This window comes from Amphritea sp. GJ51-11 (genome assembly GCF_055808735.1).
On the sequence record NZ_CM147881.1, the window covers coordinates 3,388,047 to 3,408,282 of the forward strand.

Consider the following 20,236-nt stretch of genomic DNA (forward strand, 5'->3'; position numbering starts at 1 on the left):
TCACAACCGTCAGGCAATAAAAAAGCGCCCGCAGGCGCTTTAAAGTAACAATATTGCTATATCGCCAAAGAGTCGCAGAGCAACCCCTAGGCTTGTTTAACCTTTAGTTAACCCAAACTCGGGCATTGCGGAACATTCGCATCCAAGCGCCATCTTCATCCCACTCTTCTGGTGCCCAGCTATTGGTTACCGCACGGAACACACGCTCAGGGTGAGGCATCATAATAGTCACTCGGCCATCGGTGGTAGTGACACCACTGATACCTTTTGGAGAACCGTTCGGATTCGCAGGATAACTTTCTGTTACCTTGCCATAGTTATCCACATAGCGAAGGGCCACGCTGTTAGACGCTTGCAAATTAGCCAGATGGGTTTGATCGGCAAATTCAGCCCGTCCCTCACCGTGAGCCACGGCGATCGGCATCCGCGAACCCGCCATGCCTTGCAAGAACACAGATTGACTCTGCTGCACTTCAACCATCGCCACCCGTGCTTCAAATTGCTCCGACATGTTGCGCACAAAATGCGGCCACAGATCAGCACCTGGAATCAGCTCATGTAAGTTAGACAGCATCTGACAACCGTTACAGATACCTAACGAGAAAGTATCGTCGCGATTAAAGAAGGCCTCAAACTGATCACGAGCACGACCATTAAACAGTATTGATTTCGCCCAACCTTCACCAGCGCCCAAAACATCACCGTAAGAGAAACCACCACAGGCAACCAGACCTTTAAAGCGGTCTAACTCAACCCGTCCAGCGAGAATATCACTCATGTGCACATCAACCGCCGCGAAACCAGCCCGGTCAAAGGCCGCCCCCATCTCAATTTGGCCGTTAACACCCTGTTCACGAATGATCGCCATCTCAGGGCGGCTACCCGTCTGAATGTATGGCGCAGCGATGTTGTCATTCACATCAAAGGTCAGTTCAGCATTCAGGCCTGGGTTTTCTTTATCCAACAGCGCATCAAACTCTTGTTGCGCACAGACGGAGTTATCCCGCAGTGATTGCATCCGATAAGACGTTTCAGCCCAAATACGCTGTAAGGTGGTACGCGATTCCGTGTAGATCTCTTCATCATCGAAATGTACACGCAATTCATCATCCAGATTAACCGAACCGATCACCTTAGTGACTTCAGCAAGGCCTGCGGCATTAAGCTCGGTCAGTACCTGCTGAATATCAGCTCGTTTAACTTGAATAACTGCACCCAGTTCTTCAGCAAACAGCGCCGCTGCAAACTCAGTGCGACCGGTCGCCAACATATCCAGATTAATATCCACACCGGTATGTCCGGCAAAGGCCATCTCTGCAACCGTGGTCAACAAACCACCATCGGAACGGTCATGGTATGCCAGCAGCAGACCTTGCTCGTTAAGCTCTTGAATCGCAGTGAAGAAAGCCACCAACTGATCGGCATCATCAACATCAGGGACATCTTGACCCACTTCGTTATAGACCTGCGCCAATGCAGACAGACCCAGACGATTTTTACCGTTACCCAGATCCAACAGGATCAGGTCGGTTTCGCCAGCGTCAGTACGCAGTTGCGGCGTCAGTGTTTTACGCACATCTTTAACTGCCGCAAAACCGGTGATAATCAGCGAAGTCGGCGCGGTAACCGATTTTTCATCACCGTCATTCCAGACCGTACGCATCGACATTGAATCTTTGCCCACCGGAATCGTAATACCCAGTTTTGGACAAAGATCCATACCGACCGCTTGAACCGTATCGTAAAGTTTTTCATCTTCGCCCGGATGGCCAGCAGCACACATCCAGTTAGCCGAGAGTTTAATATCGATAATATCGCCGATCCGCGCCGCCGCTAGGTTGGTCACGGTTTCACCGACCGCCATCCGACCGGAAGCGGGGGAATCAACCAGTGCCAGCGGTGTACGCTCGCCCATCGCCATCGCTTCACCCGCATTGGTGTCAAAAGAGGCGGTGGTTACCGCACAGTCAGCCACCGGCACTTGCCATGGACCAACCATCTGATCACGAACAACCTGACCGGTAATTGAGCGATCACCAATGGTAATAAGGAAGGACTTAGAAGCCACTGCCGGCAATGTCAGAACCCGCTTCACGGCATCTTTCAGTTCAATAGCAGAGGCATCAAAGGCAGGCACTTCATAGCTAATACGTTCAACTGAACGGTGCATTTTAGGTGGCTTACCAAACAACACGCTCATCGGTAGATCAACAGGTTTGTTGCCAAAGTGAGCATCACTCAGAATCAGGTGTTTCTCATCAGTAGCCGTACCCACGATGGCATAAGGGCAGCGCTCACGAGCACAGATTGCCTCAAAACGCGGCATATCTTCCGGCTGAACCGCCAACACATAACGCTCTTGTGCTTCGTTACACCAGATTGCCAGCGGCGACATACCTGGCTCATCATTATTGATATTACGCAGTTCGAAATCACCACCACAACCGCCATCTTTGACCAGCTCAGGGAAAGCATTGGACAGACCACCGGCCCCCACATCGTGGATAAAGGCGATAGGGTTGGTATCCCCTTGCTGCCAGCACTGATCAATCACTTCCTGACAACGACGCTCCATCTCTGGGTTGTCGCGCTGTACTGACGCAAAATCCAGATCCGCCGATGAACTACCGGACGACATAGAAGAAGCGGCACCGCCACCCAAACCAATCTGCATGGCTGGCCCACCGAGGCAGATCAGCTTAGCACCGACCTCGATTTCGCCTTTATCCACATGGTCGGTACGAATGTTACCGTAACCTCCGGCGATCATAATCGGCTTATGGTAACCACGCATCTCTTCACCGGCAGCCCCGTTAACCTTCTGCTCAAAGGTACGGAAATAACCGTTCAAAGCAGGACGACCAAACTCATTATTGAAAGCCGCACCACCGATTGGGCCATCAAGCATGATGTCTAATGCGGATACGATACGCTCTGGCTTGCCGTAATCAGATTCCCATGGCTGAACAAAGCCGGGGATTTTCAGATCAGAAACCGTGAAACCAGTCAAACCCGCTTTCGGCTTAGACCCTTTACCGGTCGCACCTTCATCACGAATCTCACCACCGGACCCAGTCGCCGCACCAGAATGAGGAGCAATTGCGGTCGGATGGTTATGGGTTTCCACTTTCATCAGGATCTCAATACTCTCCTGATGATAGCTATATTCTTTGGTCTCAGGGTTAGGGAAGAAACGCCCCGCTTCTGACCCCACCATCACAGCGGCGTTATCTGAATAAGCCGATAAGATATTCTCGCCACCCAACTCATTGGTATTACGGATCATCGCGAACAGTGATTTATCCTGCGCTTCACCATCAATATCCCATGAGGCATTGAAGATTTTATGACGACAGTGCTCTGAGTTTGCCTGAGCAAACATCATCAGCTCGACATCCGCTGGGTTACGCCCCAGCTCGGTGAAGCTGCTAACGAGATAATCAATCTCATCATCAGCCAAGGCCAAGCCTAAATCGATATTTGCTTTTGCCAACGCCTCGCGTCCACCGGATAGCACATCTACCAGCGTTAACGGAGCAGGAAGGTCGGTACGGAATAGCTGTGCAGCGTCATCGACACTCTCAAATGTCGCCTCAACCATGCGGTCATGCAGCTCTGCACGTACGGTTTCTAGCTCAACTTCCGTCAAGGGCTGGTCAGAATACACAAAATAGGCAGTCCCGCGTTCCAGTCGCTTAATGCTCTGCAGGCCGCAGTTTCTAGCGATATCAGTCGCCTTAGACGACCACGGTGAGATCGTTCCCGGCCGGGGAACGACTAAAACCAATTGACCTGATGGCTCTTCCGCTTTAGCTTTAGGGCCGTAGCAAAGGATACGCTCCAGCGTGTTACGTTCCTGATCAGACAGGTTTTTTTCCAAATCAGCGAAGTGCATATACTCACCATAAACGCCGGTGATATGAGCAATTCGAGATTTCAGGACAGATAGCAGCTTTTCGTGTCGAAAAGCAGAAAGAGCAGGCGCTCCACGCAGTACCAGCATGTTAGTTTCAAGCCTCTTGAGTCTGTCTAACAGATAGGTTGTATGTAGGAGAAAATTAAGGCCGAATTTTACTGAAATAGCGGAATAGTTACCAGAAAAAGCCCACCATCTTATGCGAATAAATTCATTTCACGTTAAAGAGCTCGTTTTCCTGCTGATTTCAGTGTCCCTGTTTTTGGCTTTATTCCTATTTGATCAGAGCCATCGCACCCAAGTTGAAGCCATTCAGAAGACCGGCACACTGCGAGTGGCTACCCGTAACACCCCGACAACCTATTATCAGGACAACAACGGTAAAGCCACCGGATTTGAATATGAGCTGTTAAATGCCTTTGCTGACTACCTCGGCGTCGAACTCGAACTCATCATCCCAGACAGTTTCGGCGACATTTTCACCTTAGTCAAAAATCGCAGCGCTCATGTTGCCGCAGCAGGATTAACAGTTACCGAAGAACGTAAACAATATTTCCGCTTCTCTCCGGCCTATGCCTACTCCACACCGACACTGATTTACCGTGAAACCCAGGGCAAATCGATCCCGAAAACACTGGCTGATTTAGCAGACAAAAGTATTAAAGTCATTGCGAATAGTAGTCATGCCGAACTCTTACGCAGCTTAAAAGAAACCCATGAGTTTCTTAAATGGCAGGAAACCTCCACCAGCGGCGTGACAGAACTGCTTGAAGATGTTTACGAACAAGAGATCGACTACACCATCAGCGATGACTTTGTGTTTGATGCGCAAAAGTCGTATTTCCCCGGCCTAAAAAAATCGCTGGTGCTCAGCGAACCGAAACCGGTCGCATGGTTGTTAATCAAACAAAACGATCAAAGCCTGCAACGGGCAATGAAACGCTTCTTTGACCGTCCTGACACTCAAGACCTTCTGGTTAAGCTAAAAAAGAAATACCTTACTCGCCAAACCCGTCTTGGTTATGTTGATATTCAAACTTTTCGCCGTGATCTAGATGAGCGCTTCAGCCAACTAGAACAATACTTCATGATGGCCGAACAGGAAACTGATATCGATTGGCGACTACTGGCCTCAATCGCCTATCAAGAGTCTCACTGGAATCCAGAGGCGGTCTCCCCTACAGGCGTTAAAGGCATCATGATGCTCACGAAAGCCGCCGCCAAAGAAGTTGGGGTCGTCAACCGAACCGATCCGGTTAAAAGCGTAATGGGCGGGGCCCGCTATCTTAAAAAAGTGATGGCTAAAATACCGGAACGAATCCAAGGCAAAGAACGCATCTGGTTTGCCCTTGCCTCCTATAATATCGGTTATGGGCATCTTGAAGATGCACGGGTATTAACCGCCCGCGCTAACCGGGATCCTGATAAGTGGAGTGATGTAAAAGAGTTTTTACCCCTGTTAACACAACCTAAGCACTTTTCCACCGTGCGTCATGGCTATGCTCGCGGCTATGAACCAGTGCTCTATGTAAAGAATATCCGCAACTACTATGACCTGCTCGACTGGGAATTACAGAAAGCGCGGATTGAAGCGGCCAAGCCACCGCTTAGTCCAGCCGCAAACGAAGGCGAAATTGTCATCCCCGGCAACGCCTTAGATAACGGTGAAGCAGCGGTTCAAGAGGTTATCGATTCCATCCCTTCAACCCTATAGAAAGCATCGACGCTATATTATATTTCGATGACAAATGCTGATTTTTTCATCAATTACGATGCCAGATCTCCACATCTACAAAAAAGCGCTTTACAATGACTGACTAAATTATCGGCGGGGTGAGTCTGGTCCAATGTTGCGACGCGTTGCTTTTATCTATCTATCCGGACTCAGTCTGTGTATCTCGCTGCCGGTACTCGGTGAACCCGAAGATCCGCTAAGCTACTATTCCAGTGAGCCAAATAGCACCGAAAACCAAGCGATTACCACCCAGCCCGAAGTCGATACAACTTCTCAGGCAAGCACAACCTCACCACTGGATACCCCTAGTCAGCCACTGCCGGAAAAAGCCGTGCCGGTTGTTATCCTTAGCGAGCCTCAATCCGCCAAACCAAGCGATAACGAAACTGATACTACACCGCAAGGCGATACAGCAACCGCGCTCATTGATCTTGAACCTAAGACAAACAACACAGAATCCGTTGTCGATAGCGTAAAATCACAAACAGAGAAAACAAACTCTACCATCGACGAAAAACCCAAGACAGACAACGTCGCTACTGACAGCGTAAAATCACAAACCGTAAAAGCAACCGCGACAACAAGTATCAAACCCGCAGCCGCCCCCGAGTCTAATAAAACAGCTCCCGTGGTAACCCATGTTCAACCACAGTCTGACAACGCCACTAAAACAGCCACCCGCAGTAAACCTCAGATAGAATCCACGCCCACTAAAACAGCCAAAGCACCCAATCAAGAGATCGTGACCATCTGTCATGAAATTGGTAATAAACTCGGCAGCGTTTCCAGTAAAGATTGTCTCGATGCCGCCTTTGATGCCCCTCGCTTCTACTCAAACAAACATCGCCCACTGCTAGAAAAACATTTCCACGCCAATCCAGGGCTAGAAAATGCGCCCCGCATTCTCTTTTTAGGCGGCATCCACGGCGATGAATACTCCAGTGTTAGCCTGTCATTTAAGTGGCTAAAAATACTCGAACAGCATCACAGCGGTATTTATGACTGGCACTTCATGCCACTCACGAACCCTGATGGTCTTTTGCAGAAGAAATCGACTCGGGTCAACGCCAACAACGTCGACCTGAACCGTAACTTTATTCCATCAGAAACATCCGTCGATCCCATTAAGCACTGGCAAACCTATGCCAAAAAGCGCGCCCGCTATTACCCCGGCACCAAACCACTTAGCGAACCCGAAACTCGGGCTATTCATGGGCTGATCAATGAACTTAAACCCGACATTATCGTCTCGGTTCATGCCCCTCACGGCATTCTTGATTATGACGGCAGCATCACACCGCCACAAAAGCTCGGCCCACTGCATCTAAAGCAGCTCGGCACCTACCCCGGATCTTTGGGTAATTATGGCTGGTTTGTGAAGCAAACCCCGGTGATGACCATCGAATTGAAACATGCGGGTATTATGCCGTCGAAAAAAGATATTGATCATATGTGGGCCGATCTTATCCACTGGATCAAACTGCGCACCGAAGGTGACGGCACCCTGCTAGCGCGAAAAGCGAGCAATGAGTAAAGGCCAAAAATAACTCATCGCCAAACAGACGTTTAAGACTCTGGTGCTACAGCCGCTTTCGCGGCTAATTTTTGTGCTTTTTTCTCCGCCCGCCGCCGTCTAAAAAATTGGCTAATCGCATCGCTACACGGCTCTGCCATTACCCCCGCCGTAAATTCGGGCCAATGATTCAGCCAAGACTGATCAAATAGCTGATTATTGCTGACCACCGCGCCCGCCTTTGGCTCAACGGCACCGAACACAACCCGCTTAATTCGTGCATGCACTATGGCCCCGGCACACATAGTACAAGGCTCAATAGTGACATAGAGGGTTGCCCCCGCCAGACGATAATTTTCAGTTTTTGCCGCCGCATCACGCAGGGCCATAATTTCAGCATGGGCAGTAGGGTCATGACCTGAGATCGGCTGGTTCCAGCCCTCACCTATCAATTGACCATCGAGTACCACCACGGCACCTACCGGTACTTCATTCAGCGCCGCCGCCCGCTCTGCTAGCAGCAACGCCTGAGTCATCCACTGTATATCATCATTTTCATTCATAGGATGGAAATATACCAAAAGCCGAACAGAACAAGGAGATTTATCACAGGATAAAGTCGTCACCGCTAAGCCTTTGCGATATCACTCGCCGCTACTTCCATAATGCTTGCACACTGCTTGCTTTTTCTCCAGTTAAGCTAAGTTTAAAATCGATCGGTAATCTAATGTCGAAGACCTAACATCCGTCATAACCGTTTATTGGAGTCATCATATGAAACATCTCCCTCTCACAGTAGCAGCGCTGGGATTACTTTTAACCACCGCCGCCATGGCGGCACCTGAACGTCGCGGCCCACCAAAAGAAGCGATTGAAGCGTGCGCATCGATAAACCAAGGGGATAGCTGTCGTTTTAAGGGGCGACAGGGTGAAACACTCACTGGCGTCTGTGAAAGTAAACGTGATGATAAGCTGATCTGCGCCCCCGAAAACCTTCCGCCACGGGACTAAGCAGGTAAGGCTCAGTAGATAAAGCCCTGACCTTATATCGCCAGACAACGCTACTAATATACCCCATAGAACAAAACTCCCAGAAACAACGTTTTCTGGGAGTTTTTGCTTGCATTCTATACAACCCATTTGGTATCAACTCACCCGAATCACAAAGGTAAAACTTGGTTTAATTAGCACTAATACGGGTTGCAATACAGATCGACATCAAGCCGTTGGATCATATTTATAACCGACCCCATAGACCGACTGAATCACATCCTGCCCCGGCAACAAGCCTTCTAACTTACGCCGCAGTTTTTTGATATGGCTATCGATCGTCCGTTCGCTCACGATACGACGGTCAGCATAAATACGATCCATTAACTGGTCACGGGAATAAATTCGCCCGACGGACTGACTAAGGGTCTGTAATAGATGAAATTCCACCGCAGTTAGCTCTATCGATTGCTGACCAACCACCACCAGTAATTGATCTTCGTGCAGCTGTAGCTGGGGAGTGCTCACCGCAGTTAAAGCGGTTTGCTGCACTCGGCGCAGCACCGCTCGTACCCGGGCAACCACTTCACGGGGACTGTAGGGTTTACAGATGTAATCATCAGCCCCCAACTCCAAACCTAATAGTCGATCAATCTCTTCTACCCGCGCCGTCACCATAATAATCGGCACATTGCTAAAGGCACGTACATGACGACAGATATCCAGCCCATCCATCCCCGGCAACATCAGATCTAACAGAACCAGATCCGGTTTATGTTGCCGAATCCACGGCGACGCCTCGAGGCCATTATGCAACTGCTGCACCTTAAAGCCGCCCTGCTCCAGATAACTGGCCAACAAGCGTGCCAGCTTGGCTTCATCTTCGACAATCAGTATGGTTTCGTTCATGCCGATTCTTCCATGATAAGAGGTAATTCGAGAGTAAAACACAGGCCGCCGAGAGGTGATAGCGTGACCGTTAAAGAGCCACTGTGGGCTTCGGTAATATTCTGACAAATAGCTAGCCCCAGCCCGGTGCCGCCGGTGTTACGATTCCGTGACGTTTCAGCACGATAGAGACGATCAAACAACTTCGCCAATTCCGACTCACTCACTCCCGGTGCCGAATCTTCCAAGGTTAAATAAGCCCGACCGCCCTGTCGTTGCAAACACATGCGCGCGCTCCCATTCGCATCGGTGTAGCGCAGCGTATTCTGCAGCAGATTCGTTAATAATTGATCGATGCGGTCCGGATCGGCAAACACAATTGCACTGACATCATCCAGCCCCGTCGTTGTCATCTGGATCGATTTTTCAGCTAACGCCGGGGCAAACCCCTCCAACGCATCCCGCACCGCCGCACCAAGATCAACCGGAACTTTGTGATAGTCGAGGGCACCAATATCAGACATCGACAACTCATAAAGATCATTAATCAACCGCGCCATCAATTGGGCCTCCTGATGTAACGAATTTAACGAATAAGTATCGAGCGCATAGATACCATCGCGCATGGCATCGATTTCACCGAGCAAGATCGATAAAGGAGTACGCAACTCATGGGATATATCCGCTACCCATCGACGTCTAAGCGTCTCATTCTGACTCAGCGTCAGTGCTAGTTCATTAAAATCCTGAGCTAACTGGCCCAACTCATCATGATTTTTATGGATAATACGTGGGCTATAATCACCCGAGGCTAAACGTCGAGTGGCGAGTGTTAACGCCTTAATCGGCCCCACTAAATGATGCGCCAATGGCAGCGCCACCCCGGCCGACAACAGCAACATAACCAAGGCGATAATAAAATATGCTTTAGTTTGCTGTTGAGAAAACTGAACATCCCGCGCCGCTAAAAAACCACTATTGTCTTTTTGCATACCGAGATAACCAACAAGATCCCCTTGGCGAGTTTGAATAGGATGAAGCTCAAAATCAGTCAATGGCTCATTCGCAGCTCCATAGATCATCCGCTGCTGCTGATCCAATAACCGAATACGCCACTCCAGTGGTCGAGGCATCCCAGCCGGCGGCTGCATCAATTTGCCCGGTGGCCAACCTTCGCGTCTCACCTGCTCCACATGATCCTGCAAACGCTTGCCCTTCATCGGCAGCGCTACAACGGAGGTAATCAGCTGCAACCAACGTGTGGGGGAATCGGCCAAAGCATCCCACCCCTCGTCCACCTCATAAACGGCGGCTAACTCATCGACCAGACGTTCAGTCACCTGATTCTCACGCTCTTCAACATAGCGAATAAAACCCGCATCGAAAGACCATTGCACGAACAGATACATCCCCCCCACCAGCAACAACGCAATCGATAACTGCGCAACAAAAATCTTTCGGGTAATGGTCATATTCAATCATCTAGGCTTGGCGAAAAAGTTAATCACTAGTATGCATTGAAATGGGCAAAAAAAAGGAAGCAGCCACGAGAGCTTAGCATCAATCTACGAATTTTAAGGCAGCGTAAAATCCTGGTCAGATCTACTCAGCCAACCTTTTGCCCATGCCCTGTGTCCACCTCAATCAAAAGATACCTCCCTAATAAATTATCTAGGAAATACTAAACAAACCACCCTGCAAGCTTGCAAGGCATAACAGCCACCATTATAGTTGTCAGTAACAACATAAATCATCGAGGTTTACCTCTATGCCCGCTAATTTAGAGCGTGCTGAAGCGCTATATGAAGCCGTCAACCAGCTTATCCGGGTTCACCAATTCCGTGACCGGGATTACATCTGTTCCCACGATGTATCAGTAGCACAGTGTTATGCACTTGAAACCTTATTCAAACGTGGCCCTTTAAGGCTGCAGGCACTCGCCGATGAGATGTATCTAGACAAAAGCACCACTAGTCGTGTGGTCGATTCGTTATTGCGTAAAAAGTATGTGCTCAAGCTGTTAGATCCATTAGACCAGCGGGCGGTCCAATTATCTCTAACATCGACGGGGGAAGCGCTCTACCATACCATTCACCAAGACTTGATCCTGGAAGAGGCCTCGCTAATTAAAGATATTTCGCCAGAGGTTGTTGATGGAACCCTAACCCTTATTCGACAGCTAACCAAAGCGGCACGCGCGCGCCTGGGTTCATAGCTTAGTTTTTTTAACTTATTAGTTGTTACTAACAACATAAATCATGGAGGACAGACTTATGCACGATCAGTTAACCCATCTCCCAGTGGCCATTATTGGCGCAGGCCCCATAGGCTTGAGTGCCGCCGCCCAACTACTCAAGCGAGGCTTCACTCCCACCCTGTTTGAAGCGGGTAATCAAGCAGGCGCCAACATCGCTCGCTGGGGACATGTGCGGATTTTTTCCCCTTGGTCTTACAACATTGATGACGCCGCTGCCACATTGTTAAAGCAGCAGAACTGGCCTCAACCCGCAGCCCATGAGTTTCCCACCGGCAGCGAACTACTTGAGCAATATGTGACGCCATTAGCCGCTCACCCTGAGATCAACCCTCATCTGCATCTTAATACGCAAGTTCAATATGTAAGTCGACTCAACCATGATCTGTTACGCACCGAAGGTCGAGATCAAGCGCCGTTCGTGCTGCGAGTATCAAGCCCTGAAGGTGAGCAGGATATAATTGCCCAGGCTGTTATCGATGCCTCCGGCACCTATCAAACGCCTAATTGGTTGGGTACACACGGCGTCCCAGCGTTAGGTGAAAGCGAGTCTACCGAGGCCATTGCCTACGGCGTTCCCAATATTCTCGGATCGGCGCGGGCACAATATATAAACCGCTCGGTACTGGTCGTCGGTGGCGGTCATTCCGCTTTTAACGCACTACAGGATTTAGTTAAGCTCGCCGATGAGCATCAAGATATGCGCGTGCTTTGGGGGGTAAGAAGCACCTCCGTAACTAACGTTGTTCGTTCACCCGAAAATGATGAACTGCAAGAGCGCCGACGCCTTGAAGTGCGAATTCAGGAGTTACTTGAACAGGGACGTATCGAAGTATTTACCGAACTTGAGATTGACACGATTCAACGTAAAAACGGTAAGTTAATGGTACAAAGTGGATCAAAAGCATTGCCGCCCGTCGATCGCATCATCGCCGCCACCGGCTTCCGACCAAACCTTAACCTACTTGCCGAGTTACGCACCTCGTTGGACCCCGCGACTCAAAGCCCCATACGATTGGCGCCATTGATCGATCCAAACTTACATAGCTGTGGCTCAGTGCCTGAACATGGTTTGGCTGAACTGTCGCATCCAGAACCCGGCCTATTTATCTTAGGCATCAAGAGTTATGGCCGTGCACCAACCTTCCTGCTGAGAACCGGTTATAAACAAGTTGCCGCTGTTGTCTCTGCGCTGGGTACACCCGAAGCATTGACCGTTAGTCAGACATTTACAGCAGCGTCCGCAGTTACTACTTGCCAAGGATGAATAGATTAACAGCCAAGCGCGGATTTATTTCCGCGCTGGGCCTCAGTCAACTCGTCTCTTGGGGAACGCTGTATTACAGCTTTCCTCTTATCGCCGAAGCCATGGCCGCTGAGTTGGGATGGCGCCGCGCCGATATTTACGGTGCCGCAACACTCGGCTTAATAGCCTCGGCGTTGGGCGCCTATCCAATTGGTGCAATGATTGATCGCGGCTATGGACGTAAGATAATGGTCGGGGCAACCGTCGCAGCCTCTTTAGTTTTGATAGGTTGGTCTTATATAGACAGCATACTGTCACTTTATGCCATCATCATAACATTGGGTGTGCTGCAAGCTGCGCTATCCTACGAGCCGGCCTTTGCCGTTACCGTGCAGCAACTGGGTACGCAGCAAGCACGTTCAGCGATCACCGCCATCACGCTATGGGCTGGGTTTGCCAGCACCATATTCGTCCCCTTGCTGCAATTCATGCTCGATAATTGGGGTTGGCGTGATGCACTGTTAGGCTTAGCCATTATCAATATCAGCATCGCTGCACCACTCTATCGCTGGGCCATCTGCCCGGCCAACGCTGACAGTCATCCTCTACAGCAAACACAAAACCCAGAAGAAAGCCCCATTAGAGCGGTATTATGCAGCCCTCGATTCTATCTACTTACCGCCTCTTTCTGTGCTTACATGGCACTCTTTTCCGGTTTCACCTATCACATCTATCCACTGCTTATCGCTCTGTCTAGCGATACTCAGTCAGTTGTTTTTGCCATTGCCTTGATTGGCCCCGCCCAAGTTGGCGCACGGACGCTGCTACTATTGTTTGAAGAGATCAGTATCAAGCGGCTTGGCTTACTGGCGGGTATCGCATTTCCACTGGCAATCTTGATGCTCAAATTACCGCCCTCCGCCTTCACCTTGGCAGGTTTATGTATTCTCTATGGCGCAGCCAATGGTATCTTCACCATTGTGCGAGGTATGGCCGTTCCAGAACTACTTTCACGCCACAACTACGGCACCATCAACGGTATTATGCTGGTGCCGATGTCACTGGCTCGCGCCGCCGCACCATGGACTATCGCCGCATACTGGACCCATTCAGGCACACCCCATAGCGCCATACAGTTGCTACTTATTTTGGCAATATTAGTGCTTCTACTCTTTGGTGCAGCGATTTACGTAAAGCGCACTCGTTAGCCAGACTCTCACTACCGGTGGCCTTTTAGATACTCAAATTAATGGCGTTCAACCGAGAATTTTTAATTCATCTGCTGTGGGTAACGATTAAAAACGCTATCGACATGGCTAGCGATAAAAACAAAAAAGCCCGCAACAATGCGGGCTTAGCGGTTTCTAGCTGGTTAGTACTGGCGAGCAGTTATTCCCACTCAATAGTCGCCGGTGGCTTAGAGCTCACATCATAGGTCACCCGGGAAACATGGGCGATTTCATTGATGATTCGGCCTGAAACCGTTTCCAGCAACTCATAGGGCAGGTGCGCCCAACGAGCGGTCATGAAGTCGATCGTTTCAACGGCACGCAGTGCGATAACGTATTCATAACGACGACCATCACCCACAACACCTACCGATTTAACCGGTAGGAAGACGGCAAAGGATTGGCTGGTTTTATGATACCAATCGGCTTTGTGCAGCTCTTCGAGGAAGATCGCATCCGCTTCACGCAGAATGTCGGCATACTCTTTCTTCACTTCGCCCAGAATACGCACACCCAAACCCGGACCTGGGAACGGGTGACGGTAAACCATATCGTATGGCAGACCCAGCTCTAGACCGATTTTGCGCACTTCATCTTTAAACAGTTCACGCAGAGGCTCAACCAGATCCATCTTCATATCGTCTGGCAGACCGCCAACGTTATGGTGAGATTTGATCACATGGGCTTTACCATTTTTAGAGGCTGCCGATTCAATCACATCCGGATAGATAGTACCCTGCGCTAGGAAATTAACATCTTTCAGTTTAGTGGCTTCTTCATCAAATACCTCGATAAAGGTATTACCAATAATCTTACGCTTAGCTTCTGGATCACTTTCACCTTTCAAGCGTCCGAGGAACAGGTCTTCCGCATCAACACGGATCACTTTGACCCCCATATTGCGAGCAAACATCTCCATGACTTGGTCGCCCTCTTGCTTACGCAACAGGCCGTTATCCACAAACACACAGGTCAGCTGTTCACCGATCGCTTTATGCAGCAATGCCGCCACCACGGAGGAATCAACACCACCGGATAGACCTAACAAGACTTTCTGACCGCCCACTTGCTGTTGCACTTTTTCAATCAGGTCAGCAATAATGTTAGCCGGGTTCCACAGAGCATCACATTCACAGATTTCACGAACGAAACGCTCTAGAATACGACCACCCTGCTTGGTGTGTGTTACTTCTGGGTGGAACTGCACACCGTAGTAATTTTTGCCCGGGTGGCACATAGCCGCGACCGGTGCACTGGCGGTGCTGGCGATGACATTAAAGCCTTCTGGCAGATCACCCACTTTATCACCGTGGCTCATCCAAACATCCAGCATCAGCGAGCCATTATTAGCAATCTGATCTTCGATACCTTCCAATAAACGGCTAGGGCTATCTTCTAAACGCACTTTGGCATAACCAAACTCACGTAGATCAGAAGAGACGACACTGCCGCCCAGCTGTTCAGCCATGGTCTGCATACCGTAGCAGATGCCCAACAGGGGAACATTCAGTTCGAATACTACTTCAGGTGCGCGAGGCGAACCAAACTCGGTAACCGATTCAGGTCCACCGGCAAGAATAATACCCTTGGCGTTATATTCACGGATCGCAGAGTCATCCATATCCCATGGATGAATCTCACAGTAAATTCCGATCTCACGTACCCGTCGGGCGATCAACTGAGTATATTGTGAACCGAAATCTAGAATCAGAATTCGTTGAGCATGAATATCTTGTGACATTTCGATGACTCCGAAATCATCGCCGGTACCTGTTCAGGTTAACCTCAGCGATTGGCTGTTTAGCCGCGTGTTAAAAAAGAAAAAGTGGGAGGGCCGAAGCCATCCCACCTGTTTTAGTCATTTAAAAAGGATTATCCAACGCGATAGTTTGGCGCTTCCTTGGTGATGCTAACATCGTGTACATGGCTTTCCGCCATGCCTGCACTGGTGATACGGACAAACTGCGGAATAGTCCGCATTGCCAAAATATCTGGGCTGCCAGTGTACCCCATGGAAGAGCGCAGTCCACCGATTAACTGATGCACCACACCACCCATCGGCCCTTTACAGGCAACGCGACCTTCGATACCTTCCGGCACTAATTTTTCAGCGCCTTGTGAAGCATCTTGGAAGTAACGGTCAGACGAACCAGAGCTCTGCGCCATTGCACCAATAGAACCCATACCACGGTAAGACTTATACGCCCGCCCTTGATACAGTTCAACTTCGCCCGGCGCTTCATCGGTACCGGCCAACATAGAACCGATCATCACCGCTGACGCACCCGCCACGATCGCTTTAGATAGGTCGCCGGAGAAGCGTACACCACCATCGGCAATACAAGGGATATCATAGGCTTTCAATGCTTCGGCAACATTCGCTACCGCAGTAATCTGTGGAACACCAACACCGGCAACGATACGGGTAGTACAGATAGAACCTGGACCAATACCCACTTTAACACCATCAGCACCGGCTTCGGCCAACGCAATAGCCGCGTCAGCTGTCGCGATATTACCGCCAATGACCTGAACATCTGGGTACGTTTTCTTCACCCAAGCAACACGATCAATAACGCCTCTTGAGTGACCATGAGCCGTATCAACGATAATTACATCAACACCGGCCTTAACCAATGCATCAACACGATCTTCCGTTTCAGGACCAGTACCGACAGCGGCACCAACAATCAGACAACCGTCGCCATCTTTAGCTGCATTCGGGTGTGTTAGCGCTTTGTTCATATCTTTTACGGTCATCATACCGCGCAGACCAAAGGCTTCATCGACTACCAGAATTTTTTCAATACGGTGCTTGCGGAGCAAATTGCGAACATCATCTGGATCGGCGCCTTCAAGCACAGTCACCAAACGATCTTTAGGGGTCATAATAGAGGCTACAGACGCTTCCAGTTTCTTCTCGAAACGAGCATCACGGCCAGTCACAATACCGACTAACTCACCTTTATCAATAACGGGGAAACCAGAGAAACCAAGACGGGCTGACATCGCATTCAGCTCACCGACGGTCATATCAGGACTACAGGTAACAGGATCGCTAACGACACCTGCTTCATATTTCTTAACTCGGCGGACTTCTTCAGCCTGCTGTTCAATCGTTAAGTTTTTATGAATGATACCAATACCGCCTTCCTGGGCCATTGCGATAGCCAGGCCAGATTCGGTAACCGTATCCATTGCAGCAGAGACCAGAGGGACGTTTAGCGCGATACCTTTTGTTAGGCGTGTCTTCAACGAAACGTCTTTAGGCAGAACCTCGGAGTAACCGGGAACCAGTAGAACATCATCAAAAGTGAGGGCTTCTTCAGCGATTCGCAACATGAGTGAGATTGCCTGTAGTGTCTAAAAAAATAAGACGCGGGATTATAGCCTTTTGTCGCACGTCCGACAATCAAAATGCTGTTATTCCCAACCATTTTTATCCATTTTGTTAATTCTACCAAACAGTCGTTACAAACCGATGTTCGCTTGGTTTAAGATGCGCACTATGCAATCGTACTCACACAGCCCAAATTTATCCCGCACTAGCGCTACACCACTGGCGCTGAGCGTTACCGAACTGAACCGTCAGGTAAAGTCGCTATTAGAGAGCTCCTTCTTGACCATTCATGTCGAAGGTGAGCTGTCGAACGTCGTCAAAGCCAGCTCAGGCCACTGGTATTTCACACTGAAAGACCGTGGCGCTCAGGTGCGCTGTGCGATGTTCCGTAACCGTAATCAATATCTCAAATACCAAGCCAAAAATGGCGATAAGGTGGTCGTCCGTGCCAAAGTCAGCCTTTATCCTGGCCGAGGTGATTACCAACTCATCTGTGACTATATAGAAGAGAGCGGCATCGGCTCACTACAACAAGCCTATGAAGCACTGAAACAGAAACTGCTTCAGCAGGGCCTATTCGATCCCGCCTTTAAAAAGCCAATCCCAACTCACCCGCAACACCTCGGGGTGATCACCTCCCCCACCGGCGCAGCGGTGCATGATATTCTAACGGTACTAAGAAGACGCTTTCCATCTCTGCCGGTGACCTTATTTCCAACCGCCGTCCAGGGGGCTGAAGCCGCCACGCAAATCGCCAACGCAATACAATTGGCCAATGAAGATGGCCGCTGCGATGTACTCATCGTCGGCCGAGGCGGCGGTTCACTGGAAGATCTATGGCCTTTTAATGAAGAAGTAGTCGCCCACAGTATCTTTCATAGCCATATTCCGATTATCAGTGCTGTCGGTCATGAAGTCGATGTCTCGATCGCCGACTTCGTTGCCGATCTACGGGCCGCAACACCTTCGGCGGCTGCCGAACTGATTAGCCCCGATCAACAACAAATACTGCTACGACTGCAACAGATACAACAGCGACTGATACAGGCTTGGAAACGCAATCATCAGCAGCAACAACAGCGACTCCAATGGACTCGCTCGCGGCTTCGTCATCCCGGTGACAAACTAAAAGAGCAGGCTCAGAAACTCGATGATCTTGAACTACGCATGCGCCGTGCGGTCAGACATACCATTGAGCGTCAGCAACAGCAGTTCAGCCAGTTGCAGCAACGCTATCAACGCTGCTCACCTAGCCCGCGTATCGTCGCTGGACAGCAACGCAAAGATGAACTGGAACACCGCTTAGTTAGCCTTATGCAGGGGCTGCTAAAACAGCAGCAACTAAAACTTAGTGGGCTTGCGGCAACGCTCAACAGTGTCAGTCCGTTGGCAACACTTGATCGAGGCTATGCCATTGTTCAGGATGACGCAGGCAAAGTAATACAGGACATCAACCATATCGTCATGGATGGCAGCGTTGAAACCCGACTCAGCAATGGTCGCTTTCTCAGCACCGTCACCCAGATCATCAAGGAATAAGGACACCCTATGCGTTTCATCAGTTTTATGTTTACCCTATTATTCAGCCTTTCAGCGGCAGCGATCGACCTGCCAACAGAGTCCAGAGTACCGGGGGGTGTCGCCCTCATACCACTCAGCGGGCTAGATACTCCGGCGGCTCCGTCAGCTTGGTATCGTGGCAACCGCGTTATGGTTATTCCTGCCCAAACCACGCCCTATGCAGAACAGGCCACTTGGCTCGCCGTGATTGGCATCCCACTATCAGCCAAACCCAGCCAAGAACAGTTAATGAAAGCCGACGGCAAGCGCTATCCTTTTAAGATTCAAGGTAAAGCCTATAAAGAACAGCGCCTGACCATCACCAATAAGCGTCATGTGAATCCCAATACCCAAGACCTCGCGCGCTATAAAAGAGAAAAAGAAGAGATGGTTGCTGCGTTTAAATCTTGGAGCACACCCGCTATATCTACTGCCCAATTCAAGCTGCCTGCTACCGGTCGTTTTAGTAGCCCGTTCGGCCTAAAGCGTTTTTTTAATGACCAACCTCGCAACCCTCACAGCGGCCTCGATATCGCCGGCGGACAGGGCAACCCTATTCACGCCCCCGCACCGGGAAAAGTCGTTGCTGTCGGTGAGTATTTCTTCAACGGCAATACCGTCATCGTGGACCATGGCTACGGCTTGACGACTATGTATTGCCATATGAGCAAAATCAAAGTCAATATCGGCGATCAGCTCAATACCGGTGACACCATCGGCGACATCGGTAAAACCGGTCGAGTGACCGGCCCCCATCTGCACTGGAGTGTTAGTCTCAATAATACCCGCGTTGACCCACTGCTGTTTGTACAACAATAAATGTACAACATAGTGCAACTGAGGCCGATGTAAACAAGCTATAAGCGGGCGAATATGATAGGCTTCGCCGTTCTTTAAAACCGAACCGACAGAGTACTCATGTCTGATATTAAATTTGAAACAACTGAACAGATCGCCAGCTACGGTATCGGCCGTCAGATGGGCGATCACTTGGCGACCCAAAGCTTCGACGGCGTAGAATTAAATGCTGTTATTGCCGGTATCCAAGAATCATTTGCCGGTGAAGCACTGAGCATTGAAGGCGAAAAGATCCAGGCTGCATTTAACGAGATTCAAGCTCGCATGCAGGAAAAAGCTGAACAGCAAGCGAAAGAAGCTGCTGCTGAAGGCGAACTGTATCTCGAGAAGAACGCTCAGCGTGAAGAGATCTTCGTTACCGATTCAGGCCTGCAGTACGAAATTATTACAGCGGGTGAAGAAGGCGGCGAAAGCCCAACAGCTGAATCAACTGTACGTACGCATTACCACGGCACATTCACCGACGGTAAAGTATTCGACAGTTCTTACGAGCGCGGTCAGCCTGCAGAATTCCCAGTCGGTGGCGTGATTGCCGGTTGGACTGAAGCCCTGCAATTAATGACTAAAGGTGCCAAATGGCGTCTAACAGTACCGTATCAACTAGCATACGGTGCTCAGGGTTCTCCCGGTGGCATCCCTCCTTACTCAACACTGGTCTTTGATGTAGAGCTGCTGGATATCCTATAAGCCGCTAGTCACATCTGATG

15 protein-coding genes are annotated in these 20,236 nt (G+C 49.9%); 9 read left to right on the top strand and 6 right to left on the bottom strand.

Features of this window, described 5'->3' with window-relative positions; genetic code table 11:
- Positions 1 to 103: 103 nt before the first annotated feature.
- Positions 104 to 4,003: a phosphoribosylformylglycinamidine synthase gene (purL, locus tag AC0L4K_RS15170; RefSeq protein WP_473266984.1), complete on the bottom strand. Its 3,900-nt coding sequence runs from the start codon at positions 4,001 to 4,003 to the stop codon at positions 104 to 106.
- Between the two features lie 112 nt (positions 4,004 to 4,115).
- Here purL and mltF point away from each other — a divergent pair, with 112 nt between their 5' ends.
- Together mltF and AC0L4K_RS15180 are read left to right on the top strand one after the other, a co-directional pair.
- Positions 4,116 to 5,630, top strand: a complete 1,515-nt coding sequence (gene mltF, locus AC0L4K_RS15175; RefSeq protein ID WP_417224007.1) for a membrane-bound lytic murein transglycosylase MltF — start codon at positions 4,116 to 4,118, stop codon at positions 5,628 to 5,630.
- Between the two features lie 133 nt (positions 5,631 to 5,763).
- Positions 5,764 to 7,185, top strand: a complete 1,422-nt coding sequence (locus AC0L4K_RS15180; protein WP_473266986.1) for a M14 family zinc carboxypeptidase — start codon at positions 5,764 to 5,766, stop codon at positions 7,183 to 7,185.
- 32 nt (positions 7,186 to 7,217) lie between these two features.
- Here AC0L4K_RS15180 and tadA read toward each other — a convergent pair whose 3' ends face one another.
- Positions 7,218 to 7,727 carry a tRNA adenosine(34) deaminase TadA gene (tadA, locus tag AC0L4K_RS15185; protein ID WP_473266988.1) on the bottom strand — a complete coding sequence of 170 codons (510 nt, stop codon included), beginning with the start codon at positions 7,725 to 7,727 and terminating at the stop codon, positions 7,218 to 7,220.
- A gap of 211 nt (positions 7,728 to 7,938) precedes the next feature.
- Here tadA and AC0L4K_RS15190 point away from each other — a divergent pair, with 211 nt between their 5' ends.
- On the top strand, positions 7,939 to 8,175 hold the full coding sequence (locus tag AC0L4K_RS15190; RefSeq protein ID WP_417224001.1) for a hypothetical protein: 237 nt from the start codon (positions 7,939 to 7,941) through the stop codon (positions 8,173 to 8,175).
- Positions 8,176 to 8,382: 207 nt separating this feature from the next.
- Here AC0L4K_RS15190 and AC0L4K_RS15195 read toward each other — a convergent pair whose 3' ends face one another.
- On the bottom strand, positions 8,383 to 9,063 hold the full coding sequence (locus AC0L4K_RS15195; protein WP_473266990.1) for a response regulator: 681 nt from the start codon (positions 9,061 to 9,063) through the stop codon (positions 8,383 to 8,385).
- Entirely contained in the window at positions 9,060 to 10,514 is a 1,455-nt protein-coding gene (locus tag AC0L4K_RS15200) for an ATP-binding protein (RefSeq protein ID WP_473266992.1), read from the bottom strand. The genes AC0L4K_RS15195 and AC0L4K_RS15200 overlap by 4 nt, the downstream gene beginning before the upstream one ends.
- 296 nt (positions 10,515 to 10,810) lie before the next feature.
- Here AC0L4K_RS15200 and AC0L4K_RS15205 point away from each other — a divergent pair, with 296 nt between their 5' ends.
- From AC0L4K_RS15205 to AC0L4K_RS15215, 3 genes are read left to right on the top strand one after another with little or no spacing between them, the layout of a single operon-like run.
- Positions 10,811 to 11,257: a MarR family winged helix-turn-helix transcriptional regulator gene (locus tag AC0L4K_RS15205; RefSeq protein ID WP_417223996.1), complete on the top strand. Its 447-nt coding sequence runs from the start codon at positions 10,811 to 10,813 to the stop codon at positions 11,255 to 11,257.
- Positions 11,258 to 11,315: 58 nt separating this feature from the next.
- Positions 11,316 to 12,563: an FAD-dependent oxidoreductase gene (locus tag AC0L4K_RS15210; RefSeq protein WP_473266994.1), complete on the top strand. Its 1,248-nt coding sequence runs from the start codon at positions 11,316 to 11,318 to the stop codon at positions 12,561 to 12,563.
- On the top strand, positions 12,560 to 13,750 hold the full coding sequence (locus AC0L4K_RS15215) for an MFS transporter (RefSeq protein WP_473266996.1): 1,191 nt from the start codon (positions 12,560 to 12,562) through the stop codon (positions 13,748 to 13,750). Before AC0L4K_RS15210 ends, AC0L4K_RS15215 begins: the two co-directional genes overlap by 4 nt.
- Before the next feature lie 181 nt (positions 13,751 to 13,931).
- Here AC0L4K_RS15215 and guaA read toward each other — a convergent pair whose 3' ends face one another.
- Both guaA and guaB read right to left on the bottom strand, forming a co-directional pair.
- Positions 13,932 to 15,512: a glutamine-hydrolyzing GMP synthase gene (gene guaA, locus AC0L4K_RS15220; protein ID WP_473266998.1), complete on the bottom strand. Its 1,581-nt coding sequence runs from the start codon at positions 15,510 to 15,512 to the stop codon at positions 13,932 to 13,934.
- Between the two features lie 131 nt (positions 15,513 to 15,643).
- Positions 15,644 to 17,113 carry an IMP dehydrogenase gene (guaB, locus tag AC0L4K_RS15225; RefSeq protein ID WP_473266999.1) on the bottom strand — a complete coding sequence of 490 codons (1,470 nt, stop codon included), beginning with the start codon at positions 17,111 to 17,113 and terminating at the stop codon, positions 15,644 to 15,646.
- Positions 17,114 to 17,279: 166 nt separating this feature from the next.
- Here guaB and xseA point away from each other — a divergent pair, with 166 nt between their 5' ends.
- From xseA to AC0L4K_RS15240, 3 genes are all read left to right on the top strand, one after another.
- Complete coding sequence (gene xseA / locus AC0L4K_RS15230; RefSeq protein WP_473267001.1) at positions 17,280 to 18,650, top strand: exodeoxyribonuclease VII large subunit; 1,371 nt, start codon at positions 17,280 to 17,282, stop codon at positions 18,648 to 18,650.
- 9 nt (positions 18,651 to 18,659) lie between these two features.
- Positions 18,660 to 19,490 (top strand): peptidoglycan DD-metalloendopeptidase family protein, encoded by an 831-nt coding sequence (locus AC0L4K_RS15235; protein WP_473267002.1) that lies wholly within the window; start codon positions 18,660 to 18,662, stop codon positions 19,488 to 19,490.
- 99 nt (positions 19,491 to 19,589) lie between these two features.
- Positions 19,590 to 20,216, top strand: coding sequence for an FKBP-type peptidyl-prolyl cis-trans isomerase (locus AC0L4K_RS15240; protein WP_417223979.1), 627 nt, complete (start codon positions 19,590 to 19,592; stop codon positions 20,214 to 20,216).
- The last annotated feature ends 20 nt before the right edge of the window (positions 20,217 to 20,236 follow it).